Raw genomic sequence first — 13,117 nt, 5'->3', positions numbered from 1 at the left:
GAGACCAGCCCCTGATGTCCGACATGCTGCGCGCCCCCGCCGAGGTCAAGTACGCCGACGAACTCGACTGGCTGGAGTCGGTCGACACCGGCCCGAAGCCGTTCTCGTGGCGGCTCAGCCCGCGGATGGTGCGGCTGTTCATCCTCGGCTCGGAACGGGCCGACGGCCTGGACCGGCAGATCCCGCAGAAGTGGTTCGGCGACCGCAGCTTCGTCGAGCGGGCCATCGTCACCCTGGCCTCCGACCGCGGACTGCTGCTGATCGGCGACCCGGGCACCGGCAAGAGCTGGCTGGCCGAGCTGCTGGCCGCGGCGATCTGCCGCAACTCCACGCTGGTCGTGCAGGGCACCGCCGGCACCACCGAGGACCACATCAAGTACTCGTGGAACGTGTCCATGGTCATCGCCCGGGGCCAGTCCCGCGAGTCGATGATCCCGTCGCCGATCATGACCGCGATGGAACAGGGCGTCATCGGCCGCTTCGAGGAGCTGACCCGTACCACCAGCGACGTGCAGGACGCGCTGATCTCGATCCTGTCCGAGAAGTACGTCTCGATTCCCGAGCTGGACCGGGACAGCATCGTCTTCGCCAAGCCCGGCTTCTCGATCATCGCCACCGCGAACAGCCGCGACCGGGGTGTCAACGACCTGTCCTCGGCGCTGAAGCGGCGGTTCAACTTCGTCCGGATCCCGGTGGTGACCAACAAGCGCAGCGAGGCGGAGATCGTCCGCTTCCGTACCGAGGAGCTGCTGCGCCGGCACCACATCGACCTGGACGTGCCGCCCACCCTGCTGGACATCCTGTTGCAGAGCTTCGCCGACCTGCGGGCCGCGGCCGCCTCGGCGGCCAGCGACGACGAGAAGCTGGAGTCGGCGCTGTCCACCGCGGAGCAGATCGGGGTGCTGGAGGACGCCATCCTGCACAGTCAGTTCTTCGGCGACCGCGCCCTGCGCCCGGAGATCCTCGCCGGGTCGCTGATGGGGTCGCTGGTCCGGCGCAGCCCCGAGGACCTGGCCATCCTCAACAAGTACCTGCACGGGGTCGTCGAGCCGCGGGCCAAGCAGGACGGCGGTGACTGGGCTGGCTTCCTCGACGGCGGCCGCCAGGCGATCGCGTCGCTGTCGTGACCGCCGCCCCCGACGCCGGCCTGTTCGGCGCGCTGCGCGAGCAGCTCGCCGACGCGGCCGCCACCTTCGCCGACTCCCCCGACGCGCTGGCCGGCATCCTGGCCGGGATCGTCGACGACGTCGACCGGGCCCTGGGCGAACGGCTGGAGATCTTCCCGGTGTGCCACCACTCACCGGCCTCCGCGCTGGCCATGCTCCGGCGGCTGCGTGCCAAGCAGCCGAAGGTCGTCTACCTGGAGCTGTGCGAGGACCTCCAGCCGCTGCTCACCGAGCTGCGCAACTGCCGCCTCCCGGTGGCCGTGCAGGCCTTCGCCACCGAGCTGGCGGGCTTCCCCGCCGAGTGGGCCCCGCTCAGCGTCGTCGCCCCGATCACCGAGGCCTCCGCGGAATACCAGGCCATCGCGTACGCGCTGGACACGCCCGGGGTGGAGCTGGTGCTGGTGGACCGCTCCACCGACCACGTCTTCCAGTGGACGCCCCGTCCCGAGGCCGGCCCGGCCTCCGATGGTCCCGTGGGCGAGGTGACAGCCGGGGAGCCGGCCGAGGGGGCGGCGCTGCACGGGGAGGCGGTCGGCGTGGAGATCGGCGACCTGCGGCCTCGGTTCGCGGAGCTGGAGGCGTACCTGCTGCACCACGGCAAGGTGCGGCACTGGTCGGAGTGGTGGGACCAGTACGTCGAGCGCCCGATCGCCACCGCCGACCACGACACCTACCGGCAGGTGATGGTGCTCATCGGCAGCCTCTTCCGGCGGCTGCGGCCCGCCGCCGCGGACCGGCTGGACCGGGACGAGGACCGGGAACGCTACATGTGGACCCGGATCCGGCAGCACCTGGCCGCCTCCGGCGCCGACCCGGCCGACTGCCTGTACGTGTGCGGCGCGTTCCACGCGGCCAGTCGGGTCGAGCAGTTCGGCCTCGACTCGACCGCGCCGGACTTCCCGATCAGCCCGCGCACCGGCACCCGGTGGCGGTACGGGCTGATCCCGTCCAGCCACTCCGCGATCGAGGCGCAGTTCGGCCTCGCCGCCGGCTCGGTGTCGATCGCCGCGGCGGCCTGGACGAAGTCGCTGAACCGCGACGGCCTCGTCCCGTTCCGGCTCGACGGCCAGCAGGGCGGGGCGAAGCGGGGCCGGCGCGGGCGGGCGGCAGCTCCGACGACCGCCACGCCGGTCAGTGACCGGCTCACCGGCTTCCTGGCCGCGCCACCGGCACCGGACGAGCTGGACGAGGCGGAGCTGCGCGGCTGGTGCGTCGACATCGTCCGGCTGGCCCGGCGCAACGGCTACCTGGCCAGCACCGCCGACGCGATCGCCGTCTTCGAGACCTCGATCCTGCTCGCCGGGCTGCGCAACCGGGCGCGGCCCACCCCGTACGACTTCGCCGACGCCGCGGTCACCTGCATCGAGAAGGACGTCGTGCCGGGCCGCCGGGACGTCCGCCGGCTCTGCGAGATCCTGCTCGGCGGCGACCGGATCGGCCAGGTCGGCTACGACTCGCTCCCCCCGCTGGCCCGCGACGTCCTCGACCGTCTCCGCCCGCTCGGCCTGGACCTGGAGAAGCGGACCGTGCAGCGGGCCCTGCTGGACCTGCGCGCCGACCCGGCGCTGCCGGCCTGCTCGGACCTGCTCTGGATGCTGCGGCACCTGCTGCCCGCCGACGCGGTCCGCCCGATCATGGGCGAACGGCGGCTGGGCCACCGGTCGCCGCAGGAGAGCTGGGACCTGGCGCTCGGCCGCAACCAGCGCGCGCTGATCGAGCTGGGGTACGAGGGCGTCACCGTCGAGCAGGTTCTCGAGCAGCGGCTGCGCCGCTCCGTCCGCGAGCCGGACGCCACCGCCGCGACCGCGCTCGCCGCCGTCGAGGACGCCATTCGGCTGCTCGACAGCCCGCGGCTGGTCGACGAGCTCGGCGCACGGGCCGTGGAGCTGCTCTCCGCCGAACGCACCGTGGACGACGCGCCCGAGGTGCTGCGGCGGATCCGCCGCCTGCTCGCCCACCACCGGACCACCGCGGCACGGCTGCCGGCCTGGTGCGAGGCGTTCGTGACCACCGGGTACGCGCACTACTGCACCCTGCTGCCCACCGCGTTCGTCGACGAGGCGACCGGGGTCCGGCAGGTCGGGGCCATGCTGGGCTTCCTGTTCGGGATGGAGAGCCTCGCGCTGTCGCTGGGCTGCGACCGGTCACAGTTGGAGCTGGCCGTCGCCCAGTCCCACCCGGAGGCGCCGGCGAAGGTCGCCCTGCTCTGGGCGTCCCGCCACCAGCTCGGCCTGCTGCCGCTGGCCGAGCTGCGGGAGCGCTGCGCCGAGCTGCTGGCGAACCCGCTGGTGGTGCCGGCGTTCCCGCAGTACCTGTCCGGGTTCGTGCAGGCGCTGGAGCCGGCGCCGGGACTGGCGCCGTTCGTGGTCGAGACGATGTCGACGGCGTTCGCCCGGCTGCCCGATCCGGTGCTGCTGCCCTGGCTGCCCACGCTGATCACGACGCTGCGGGACCAGGGACCGGATCTGGTGCCGCGGCTGGTCCGCGAGGCCGAACGCACCTTCCCCGGCAGCCTGCCCGCACTGGACGCCTGGGTGCCGCCGTGGCGGGCCACCGGTCGGCCGGCACCGGCCGTCCTGCCGGCTCCGAGCACTGCGGTGCCCGCGTTGCTCGCCGGCCATCCGGTGGCGGTGGACGCGACGGCCGCGCTGCTCGGCTGCGCCGGTGAGTGGCGGCGGGACGCCCCGCCGGCCGCCTCCGGGGCCGCGGCGGCGTTGGTGGCCGCACACCCGGCGTCGGCGGACGCGGTCGCCGGGCTCCTGGTGGGGGCGTCGGGGTAACGGCGGTGGGGCGCTGCCGGCTGCCGGCGACCCCGGCGCCGAGCCGGCGAGCCGGCTGGTGCTGCCGTGCCCACGACGTCTGCCGGGCCACGGTCCGGCCCGGGTGACAGCCACTCCCGTCGATGAAGAATTTCGACAATTGATGTTCGTGCCTTGAAACTCCTTTTCCGATCGGGCTACCCTCCGGGAAGTGATCCACCATCCACCTTGGAGGTACCGGACCATGCGCAAGCTGATGTCGGCGGTCGGAGCGGGGGCCCTGCTGACGGCCGGGCTGTTCGTCGGCGCCGCACCCGCACAGGCGGCGGCCACCTGCACCCTGGTGCAGTCCGAGATCTACAACGGGGCGAACATCATCGCCTGGTCGCGCGGCCTGCAGGGCTGCGCCGGCGACGTCTACTGGGAGGTCCACTCCGCCGACAGCGGCGCCTGGCAGGTCGCGGACAGCGGCACCACGTACTACGACAACGAGGTCGCGAGCTACTACGGTGACCTGGATCTGCCGTGCGAGCTGCGGGTCTACGCGAAGTTCGGCAGCCAGGAGAAGCTGACCAAGCCGGTGCGCAACTACAACTGCGCGCCCTGATCCGGGACGCCGGGCGGGACGACGTCCCGCCCGGCGTCACCCCGCCGGCACGAGCGGCCGTCGGCCCGTCGCCACCGACCGGATGCCGGCTCGGCGCCCGGCGAAACAGCCACCACGCCGGTGCGGCGGTCGGTCAGCGCAGCCGCCGGGCGGCGAACCGCGGCGGCGGGTCGGCGATCGCGTCCTGGGCCGCGATCAGCTGGATCTCCCGGGTGCCGGCCGCGAGCGTCGCCTCGAGGACGGTGAAGACGGAGGCGATGGTGCGTTCCAGTGCCGTCGCGGGTGAGCCGGTGGTCCACAGGTGCGCGAGGTAGAGCGCCGCGGTGACGTCGCCCCCGCCGTTCGGGCTGATCGGCAGCAGCGGGGTGGTCACCGCCCAGGCGCCCTCGTCGGAGACGGCCACCACCTCCAGCGATCCCTGGGGTACGTCGTCGTGGAGCACACTGGTGACCAGCACCTGCCGCGGCCCCGTCTCGCGCACCATGTCGACCGCCTCCAGCAACCCGGTCAGCGACTTCGTCGTCCGGCCGGCGAGGAAGTCCAGCTCGAAGTGGTTCGGGGTGATGATGTCCGCGCGCGGGACGACGACGTCGCGCAGGTACTCCGGGATGCCCGGCCGGACGAACATCCCCCGGCCGGCGTCGCCCATCACCGGATCGCAGCAGTACACCGCGTCCGGGTTGGCCGCCTTGACCGTGTCGACCGCGTCGAGGATCACCGCACCCATCGCCGGATCGCCCTGGTAGCCCGAGAGCACCGCGTCGGCGCTGCCGAGGACCCCGCGGTCCCCGATGCCCGCGATCACCTCGGCCACGTCGGCCGGCGCCAGCAGTGGCCCGCGCCACGCACCGTACCCGGTGTGGTTGGAGAAGTGGACCGTCAGCACCGGCCAGACCTCGTGCCCGAGCCGCTGGAGCGGGAAGACGGCGGCCGAGTTGCCGACGTGGCCGTAGGCGACCGACGACTGGATAGACAGGATCTTCACCGGCTCATCATGACGGTTCCCGCCGGCGCCCCACGCGGAGACCGGCCACCGGGTGCCCTCGACCTCGTTCGGCACCGTCGCCCCGCCCCGACCAGGGGACAGCGCGGGTCCGTCCGGATGCCTATGCTCCGGTCATGAGTGAGACGACTCCGCAGTCTCAGCCGGCTCGCATCGAGGTGGAGTCGCTGCTGTCGGTGCTCGACCGCAACCGGCGGACCTTCGCCTGGAAGACGTCGGACCTCGACGAGAAGGGCCTGCGGGCGACCACCGCCGCCAGCACGATGACCCTCGGTGGCCTGGTCAAGCACATGGCGCTGGTCGAGGCCGACTGGCTGGCCGTCAAACTCGCGGGTCAGGAGTACGGAGCCCCCTGGGACGCGGTGGACTTCGACGCCGACCCCGACTGGGAGTGGCGCACGGGCGCCCTCGACGCGCCCGAGGACGTCCACCGGGTGTGGCGCGACGCCGTCGACCGGTCCCGGAAGCTGGTCGCCGAGGTCGTCGAGGAACGCGGACTGGACGGACCGGCCTCCTTCACCTGGCCGGACGGACGCACCCCCACCGTCCGGGACATGCTCCTGGACATGATCGAGGAGTACGCACGGCACACCGGCCACGCGGACATCCTGCGCGAGGCCGTGGACGGCCGCGTGGGCGAGGGCGCGCCCAAGGACTTCACCTACTAGAAGTCGGCGCGTCGGCAGCCGGCCGGATCAGCCGGTACGCCGGGCGATCTGGAGCATGTTCAGGTAGTGCTTGCGCACCGTCGCGGACGGACGGGCGGCGATCAGGTCCCGGATGCCGGTGAACAACGTCTCCCGCTGGCGGGGCGAGGCGGCGATGTGCCCGGAGTAGGTGGACACCAGCGCCAGGTACTCCTCGGCGGTGTAGTCCCGGCCCCAGACGTAGCGGTGCACGACCGGCTCCGCGAAGAACCCGCTGCCGCCGATCGCCGCCAGGTCCGGGGCCGCGATCGCCTCCGGAGGCTTCGGGCCGCCCTGGCCGTCGCCCATGCCGACCTCGTCGTACACCCGCTGGACCTGCCGGAAGAAGTCGTCACCGCCGCGCGGCGACACGTGCTCGGTGGCGACGACCGCCAGGTGACCGCCGGGACGCAGCAACTCGGCGGCGCGGCGGTAGCCGACCCGCGGGTCCACCCAGTGCCACGACGTCGCCGCGAAGACGAGGTCGAACGTCTCCTGGCCGCCCGCCTCCCACCGCTCGAAGGGCGCCTCCACGACCTCGACGTCGCCGTGCCCGGCGAGCACGCGACGCGCCACCGTGGCCAGTTCCCGCCCCGGCTCCAGGGTCACGACCCGCCAGCCGCGCCCAAGCAGCCCGCGGGTGGCCTGACCCGTGCCCGTGCCAACCTCCAGCACACTGGCCCCGCCGGCACGCAGACCCGTCGTGCTCGCCAGGTCGGCGAACAACTGCCCCGGGTAGCCCGGGCGGACCCGCTCGTACAGCTCCGCGACCGAGTCGAAGGTCGTGGCCAGCCCCGCGTACGGTTCCCGGCTCATCGCCGCACCTCCTCGCGCGAGTTCCCGCTCATCCCGCGACGCGGGCGGCTGCTGCTGATCCATTCAACCCGCAGCGGTACCGGCCCGTCAGGCGGCAGTCCGCTCGGCGACGGTGTGCGGCTGGAACAGCAGGTGGATGGCGCCGTCGAGATCCAGGCGCCGGATTCCGATGCCGTAGACGGGTTCGAGGACGGCCGGGTCCAGCACGTCGTCCACGGCGCCGGCGGCGGCCACCCCGTCCCGGCCGAGCAGCACCAGGTCGTCGCAGTAGCGGGCGGCGAGGTTGAGGTCGTGCAGCACCACGACGGAACAGGTGCCCAGGTTGCGCACCAGGTGGAGGATCTCGTGCTGGTAGCGGATGTCGAGGTGGTTGGTGGGCTCGTCGAGCAGCAGGTGGGTGGCCTGCTGGGCGAGGGCGCGGGCGATCAGCACCCGCTGGCGCTCACCTCCGGAGAGCCGGGCGAAGGCCCGGGTGCCGAGGTGGGCGGCACCGACCCGGGCCAGGCAGCGGGCCGCGATCTCGTGGTCGGCCCGGCCGGCGCGTTGGAAGGTCGACAGGTGTGGTCCCCGGCCCAGGAGCACCAGCTCCGCGACGGTCAGTGCGGTCTCGCCGCCGGTCTCCTGCACGACGACGGCCAGCCGGCGGGCGGCCTCCCGCGACCCCAGGGCGGTGAGGTCGTCGCCGTCGACGAGTACCTGACCGCAGGGGCTGCGCAGCGCACCGTAGAGGAGTCGGAGCAGGGTGGTCTTGCCGCTGCCGTTCGGGCCGATCAGTCCGAGGACCCGGCCCGGCCGGGCGGTGACGCTGACCCCGTCGATGACGGGGTTCGCGCCGTAGTGCCAGGAGACCGCCGTCGCTTCGATCACGGGTTCACCTGGAAACGCCGCACGATCCGCTCCAGGCCGTCGACCGACAGCGGGGTGGGCGGCTCGGTGAAGTTGAACAGCTGGGTCATGACGTTGCCGGTGCGGACGGCGTTGAGGTTCTCCGCGCCGGGAAGCGCGGTCAGCCCCTGCTCGACCGCCTTCGGGTCGCCGTCGCTGTACAGCAGGATCAGCACGTCGGGATCGCGGCCGAGCAGTTCCTCCACGGTGACCTCGAAGACCCGCTCCTGCACGTCGCCGAAGACGTTGCGGAAGCCGGCCGCCTCCAGTTGGGGATGGGCCATGCTGGCCGTGCCGTAGGCGTAGGTGGTGCCGCCGCCGACGGTCGGGTAGAGCACCGCGGCGGTCCGCCCGGCCGAGGGAACGGCCTCGGCCCGGATGCTGGCCAACCGCTCCTTGAGCGCGGTGACGGCGGTGGCGGCCTCCGCTTCGCGGCCGAACACCTTGCCGTACGTCTGCAGCTGGGCGTAGATGTCGTCGAAGGTCGGCGCGGCGGTGCCGTCGGGGCACATGGCGGGCTCTTCGAGCAGGGGGATGTCCACCGCGGCGAGGGTGTCGCGGGACAGGTTGTCGACCTCGCCGAGGACCAGATCCGGCTGCTGGCTGATCACCACCTCCTTGGAGATCTGCAGGTGGCCGCTGGTGTCGGTCTTGTCGGTCAGCAGCGGAATCCGGTCCAGTTCGGCGAGCGTCGCGGCGTCGTAGTACTCCTTCGGGTACTGCCCCGCCCGGGCGGTGACCCGGTCCATCACGCCGAGAGAGTGCAGGTACGGCACGGCGGCGCTCCTGAGCAGGACGACGCGCTTCGGCGCGGCCGGGAAGGTGACCTCGGCGCCGCAGTTGCTGACGGTGAGCGGGTAACCCTGCTCCGCGGCCGTCGGCGCGGCACCGTCGCCGCAGGCCGTGGCGAGCAGCAGGACGACGGAGGCGGCGGCGGTGCGGGCGAGGCGTGTTGCCCTCATGGAGTTCTCCTTGCCGGGTCGGCTCAGGCGCCGGAGGCGTGTAGACGACGGATCAGGAGCACCAGGAACGGCGCCCCGAGGAGGGAGGTGATGATGCCGATCGGGATCTCCTGCGGGGCCAGCAGCACCCGCGCGAGCACGTCGGCCCAGACCAGCAGGATCGCGCCGAGCAGCGCCGCCACCGGCACCACCCGCACGTGCGGCGAACCGACGATGCGTCGGGCCAGGTGCGGGACGACGAGCCCGACGAAACCGATGCTGCCGGCGGCGGAGACCAGCACGCCGATGCTGAGCGAGACGACCACCAGCAGCCGCATCCGGAACCGGGCGGGCGAGACTCCCAGGGTCTGCGCGGTCTCGTCACCGATGGCCAGCACGTCGAGCCGCCGCCCGGCGACGGTCAGGTAGAGGATCGCCCCGCCCAGTACGACCGCGGCTACCACCAGCAGGGCGTTCCAGCGGGCCAACCCGAGGGACCCGAGCAGCCAGAACATGACCGAACGCGCACCTTCGGCGGACCCGGACGCGAAGATCAGGAAGCTGGTGGTGGCGTACAGCGCGTAGCCCACCGCGACGCCGGCCAGCAGCAGCCGGATCGAGGTCACCCGACCGCCGGTGCGCGCGATCAGGAAGACCAGCAGGGACGCCCCGAGCGCGCCGACGAAGGCGCTGGTGGACAGGGCGTACTGCCCGAAGCCGGCGCCGGCCCCGAACAGGATCGCCGCCGCGGCGCCGCTGGCGGCCCCGGAGTTGATGCCCAGCAGGTACGGGTCGGCCAGGACGTTGCGCACCATGGCCTGCAGCGCCACCCCGCACACCGCCAGTCCGGCGCCGACAAGCATGCCGAGCAGCACCCGGGGCAGCCGGACCTGCCAGACGATGGCCTCCTGGGGCAGCGTCCAGGTCACCTCGCCGGGCAGGCCGACGAGCTGGTGCCCGATGATCCGGGCCACGGTCACCGGAGGGACCCCGATCGCGCCGGACCCGACCGCGACCACCCCGGTGAGGAGCAGCCCCGCCGTCAGCACGACCAGCCAGGTCGCGGTCCGGCGTCGCTGCGCCGCGACGCCGAGCACATCCTCCCGCTCGGTCCGCAGCGTGGTGGCCATCCGCCGTACCCCCAGATGCAAAATCATGGCTCTTGCCTATGACTTGCAACAAGGTATCAGCAAGATCATGGCCACTGGAAGCCGGTGAGCCGCTGTTCACCCGGAACGTCCGTCCAACGGACGGTGCCGTCCCGATCGTCGACCAGCGCGCGTACTCGCCGGCGCTCCCGCCGACAAGCAGCCCTTGGCGGTACGCGGGGTCAGCGCCGCCCGAGTTCGGCCTGTAGCCGCTGCAGGAGTGTCTTGCGGGCCTTGCCGTCGCGCTCGCGTCGCAGCTCGTCCTTGAGCTGGCCCGTGTCGAGGTGGCGGACGAGCTTGGTCGCCTCGGCGACCGGCAGCTCCGACAGCCGCCCAGCCGCCGTGGCGTTCCGCCGTGCCCGTTTGGCCGGCCCGGTGTTCGAGACGTACTGCCTGCCCGCCTTGGACTCCTTGCGCTTCTTGGCGTCGGTCGCCCGCTTCTGCTCGCCGGAGAGCTGCTCCCAGGCCCGCTTGGGCAGGTAACGACCCGTCTCGCCGTCCCGGCGCGCCCGGGTGTCGCCCTCCTTGGTCTGCCACTTCTCGTTGCCCCACCGCTGCAGGGACTTCTGCCGCTCGTCCTTCGGGCCGAGATAGCCCCCGCCGCGCCGCTGGTACTCCTTGGTGAGCAGCTGGGACTTGCGTGCCGACCACTGCCCCGGCCGGCCGCCCTTGTCGGAGGCCTGGATGTCTTCCTTGATCTGCTCTCTGAGTTCGGGCTTGGTGTACCGCGCCATGCCGGCCGGTTACCCGGGGCACGCCGGCACATACCTCCCCACCTCGCGCCGTAGGACATTCGTCCTGCCGGAGACGGGATTCCACGGCCTGCCGGCGGACGGGTCGGCCTCCGTAGCGTCGAGCGCGTTGCAGGACGACACCGGAAGGAAATCCCATGACAGGAACCATCGCCCGCCCGCAGCCCTCCGTCCGGCGGGGTCGTCGGGCGGCGACGCTCGGGCTCGCCGTGGTCGCCGGCCTCGCCGTCTGGGTGGTGTGCGACCCGCTCGCCGGCCTCGACCTGGCCGTCGGTTCGCCGCCGACGACCCGGACCGTCGGCCCGGCGTCCATCGTCGTCGCCGCCCTGGTGGCCGGTGCCGCCGGATGGGCGCTGCTAGCGTTCCTGGAGAGCTGGCGGCAGCACCGGGGGCGACGGGTGTGGCGGATCACGGCGTGGACAGTGCTCGCGCTGTCCCTGCTCGGGCCACCGTCGTCGGGGGCGACCGGGGGCGTGCTCGCCAGCCTGATCGCCATGCACCTGGCCGTCGGAGCGACGCTGATCCTCCGGCTCGCGCCCGGGGCGGAGGACCGGAGCGCGGCACCGACCGCGGCCGGCTGAACGGACCGACGGAGATGCGCGACACCTACTGCACCGAGCCGCAGCCGGCGGTGGCGTGGTTCGCCCGCCACCCCGGCCCGTGGTTCGCCCTGGTCTGGGCGCCGCTGCTGCTCACCGCTCCCCTGGTGGCCGCCGTGGCGGACGGTCGGCTGCCGCGGGCGGGCCACGTGGTCGTCGTCGGCGTCGGCTACGCGTACGCCGTGTGGTTGCCGTTCCGGTCGCGGACGCCGAGGTGGCGGGCCGAGGTGGTGGCGGCCGTGCTCGTCCTGCTCGTCACCGCGTACCTGGTGCTCTGGCGCACCGACCGGCAGTTCGTGTTCCCCCTGCTCGCCATCGCGGTGGCGGTGGCGGTCCGGCCCCGCTGGGCGTTGGGCACCATCGCGTCGCTGACGCTCAGCGGAGCGCTGGCCGCCGGCATGGAGACCGGCTCGGTCGACACCGCGCTGTCGTTGGGTTTCGCGACCTTCTTCGGCGGCGTCGGCACGTTCCTGGTCTACCACCTCCTCGACCTCGCCGCCGAGCTGCGCCGCACCCGCGAACGCCTGGCCCGGGCCGCCGTCGACGAGGAACGGCTGCGCTTCTCGCGCGACCTGCACGACCTGCTCGGGCACACGCTGTCGGTGATGGTGGTGAGCGCGCAGGCGGTACGGCGGCTCGCCGAGCGCGACCCGGCCGCCGCGGCCGAGCACGCGCGCGACATCGAGACCACCGGTCGCCGGGCGCTGACCGAGGTCCGCCAGGCGGTGACCGGCTACCGCAGCGTGCGACTGGACGACGAGTTGGCCGGTGCGCGTACGGCACTGGCCGCCGGCAACGTCCGGCTCGACCTCACCCCACCGGCGGTCCCCCTCGACGCCGACGTGGACTCCCTGCTCGGTTGGGTGGTCCGGGAGGGAACGACGAACGTGCTGCGGCACGCCCGCGCCCGCACCTGCCGGATCGCCGTGACCTCGGACGGGTCGACGGTGACCGTGGAGATCGTCGACGACGGCCGGGAAGGCCCGGCCGGCGAGGAGGGCAGCGGCCTGCACGGCCTGCGGGAACGGGTGGAGGACCTCGGCGGCGAGCTGATCGCGTCCCGGACGCCGTCGGGTTTCCGCCTGGCCGCGTCCGTACCCGTGGGCTCGCGGTAGGGCGGCGTCGATGGATCGGACGACACGCCTGCTCATCGCCGAGGACCAGGGCATGATGCGCTCGGCGCTGGCCACCCTGCTCGACCTCGAGGACGACCTGACGGTCGTGGCCCAGGTGGCGCGCGGCGACGAGGTGGTGGCGGCGGTCGAGCAGGTACGCCCCGACGTGTGCCTGCTCGACATCGAGCTGCCCGGGCGCAGTGGTCTGGACGTCATCGGCGACGTCGTACGGGCCGTGCCGTCGTGCGCGGTCGTCATCGTGACGACGTTCGGCCGGCCGGGCTACCTCAGGCGCGCGCTCCAGGCCGGTGCCCGGGCGTTCCTCGTCAAGGACGACCCGGTCGAGGACCTGGCGGCGGCCATCCGCCGGGTGCTCGCCGGCGAGATCGTCGTCGACCCGCAGCTCGCGGCGCGAACGCTCGGCGCCAGCCCGAACCCGCTGTCCGAGCGGGAGCGGCAGGTGCTCACCGCCTCCGCCGACGGCGCGACCATCGCCGACGTGGCCGCCCGGCTGCACCTGTCGCCGAGCACGGTCCGCAACTACCTGTCGGCGGCCATCGGCAAGACGGACACCCGCAACCGCGCCGAGGCGTACCGCCGGGCCCGCGACCAGGGCTGGCTCTGAAGGTTCGACGAGGTG

13 protein-coding genes are annotated in these 13,117 nt (G+C 73.1%); 7 read left to right on the top strand and 6 right to left on the bottom strand.

The window, feature by feature from the left end:
* The first annotated feature begins 14 nt into the window (after positions 1-14).
* The 3 genes from GA0070609_RS08170 to GA0070609_RS08160 all read left to right on the top strand — a co-directional run bounded on the left by GA0070609_RS08170 (position 15) and on the right by GA0070609_RS08160 (position 4,532).
* Positions 15-1,127: an ATP-binding protein gene (locus GA0070609_RS08170; RefSeq protein ID WP_088993255.1), complete on the top strand. Its 1,113-nt coding sequence runs from the start codon at positions 15-17 to the stop codon at positions 1,125-1,127.
* On the top strand, positions 1,124-3,946 hold the full coding sequence (locus GA0070609_RS08165; RefSeq protein WP_088993254.1) for a DUF5682 family protein: 2,823 nt from the start codon (positions 1,124-1,126) through the stop codon (positions 3,944-3,946). Before GA0070609_RS08170 ends, GA0070609_RS08165 begins: the two co-directional genes overlap by 4 nt.
* Positions 3,947-4,169: 223 nt before the next feature.
* Complete coding sequence (locus tag GA0070609_RS08160) at positions 4,170-4,532, top strand: hypothetical protein (RefSeq protein WP_088993253.1); 363 nt, start codon at positions 4,170-4,172, stop codon at positions 4,530-4,532.
* Positions 4,533-4,665: 133 nt separating this feature from the next.
* Here the strand turns inward: GA0070609_RS08160 and pdxY are convergent, their stop codons facing one another.
* A complete protein-coding gene (gene pdxY, locus GA0070609_RS08155; RefSeq protein WP_088997568.1) occupies positions 4,666-5,517 on the bottom strand; it encodes a pyridoxal kinase PdxY in 852 nt (283 codons plus the stop codon).
* Positions 5,518-5,651: 134 nt separating this feature from the next.
* Between pdxY and GA0070609_RS08150 the strand changes: the two genes are divergently transcribed.
* Positions 5,652-6,203 carry a DinB family protein gene (locus GA0070609_RS08150; RefSeq protein WP_088993252.1) on the top strand — a complete coding sequence of 184 codons (552 nt, stop codon included), beginning with the start codon at positions 5,652-5,654 and terminating at the stop codon, positions 6,201-6,203.
* A 27-nt stretch (positions 6,204-6,230) separates the two neighbouring features.
* Here GA0070609_RS08150 and GA0070609_RS08145 read toward each other — a convergent pair whose 3' ends face one another.
* The 5 genes from GA0070609_RS08145 to GA0070609_RS08125 form a co-directional block, all read right to left on the bottom strand.
* Positions 6,231-7,037 carry a class I SAM-dependent methyltransferase gene (locus tag GA0070609_RS08145; RefSeq protein WP_157748081.1) on the bottom strand — a complete coding sequence of 269 codons (807 nt, stop codon included), beginning with the start codon at positions 7,035-7,037 and terminating at the stop codon, positions 6,231-6,233.
* Positions 7,038-7,124: 87 nt separating this feature from the next.
* On the bottom strand, positions 7,125-7,904 hold the full coding sequence (locus GA0070609_RS08140) for an ABC transporter ATP-binding protein (RefSeq protein ID WP_088993250.1): 780 nt from the start codon (positions 7,902-7,904) through the stop codon (positions 7,125-7,127).
* Complete coding sequence (locus GA0070609_RS08135) at positions 7,901-8,884, bottom strand: ABC transporter substrate-binding protein (protein WP_088993249.1); 984 nt, start codon at positions 8,882-8,884, stop codon at positions 7,901-7,903. Before GA0070609_RS08135 ends, GA0070609_RS08140 begins: the two co-directional genes overlap by 4 nt.
* 23 nt (positions 8,885-8,907) lie before the next feature.
* The gene (locus GA0070609_RS08130) at positions 8,908-10,020 is read right to left on the bottom strand and encodes a FecCD family ABC transporter permease (RefSeq protein ID WP_088993248.1); all 1,113 of its coding nucleotides are present in this window, start codon (positions 10,018-10,020) and stop codon (positions 8,908-8,910) included.
* A 173-nt stretch (positions 10,021-10,193) separates the two neighbouring features.
* A complete protein-coding gene (locus GA0070609_RS08125; protein ID WP_088993247.1) occupies positions 10,194-10,745 on the bottom strand; it encodes a DUF5872 domain-containing protein in 552 nt (183 codons plus the stop codon).
* A gap of 155 nt (positions 10,746-10,900) precedes the next feature.
* Between GA0070609_RS08125 and GA0070609_RS08120 the strand changes: the two genes are divergently transcribed.
* From GA0070609_RS08120 to GA0070609_RS08110, 3 genes are read left to right on the top strand one after another with little or no spacing between them, the layout of a single operon-like run.
* Positions 10,901-11,344 (top strand): DUF6069 family protein, encoded by a 444-nt coding sequence (locus GA0070609_RS08120; protein ID WP_231928579.1) that lies wholly within the window; start codon positions 10,901-10,903, stop codon positions 11,342-11,344.
* A 14-nt stretch (positions 11,345-11,358) separates the two neighbouring features.
* On the top strand, positions 11,359-12,477 hold the full coding sequence (locus GA0070609_RS08115) for a sensor histidine kinase (RefSeq protein ID WP_088993246.1): 1,119 nt from the start codon (positions 11,359-11,361) through the stop codon (positions 12,475-12,477).
* Positions 12,478-12,487: 10 nt separating this feature from the next.
* Complete coding sequence (locus GA0070609_RS08110; protein WP_088993245.1) at positions 12,488-13,102, top strand: response regulator transcription factor; 615 nt, start codon at positions 12,488-12,490, stop codon at positions 13,100-13,102.
* The last annotated feature ends 15 nt before the right edge of the window (positions 13,103-13,117 follow it).

Source organism: Micromonospora echinaurantiaca (assembly GCF_900090235.1).
GTDB lineage: Bacteria > Actinomycetota > Actinomycetes > Mycobacteriales > Micromonosporaceae > Micromonospora > Micromonospora echinaurantiaca.
Note: the sequence above shows the minus strand (reverse complement) of the source record. Positions and strands in the feature narration are given on the sequence as shown.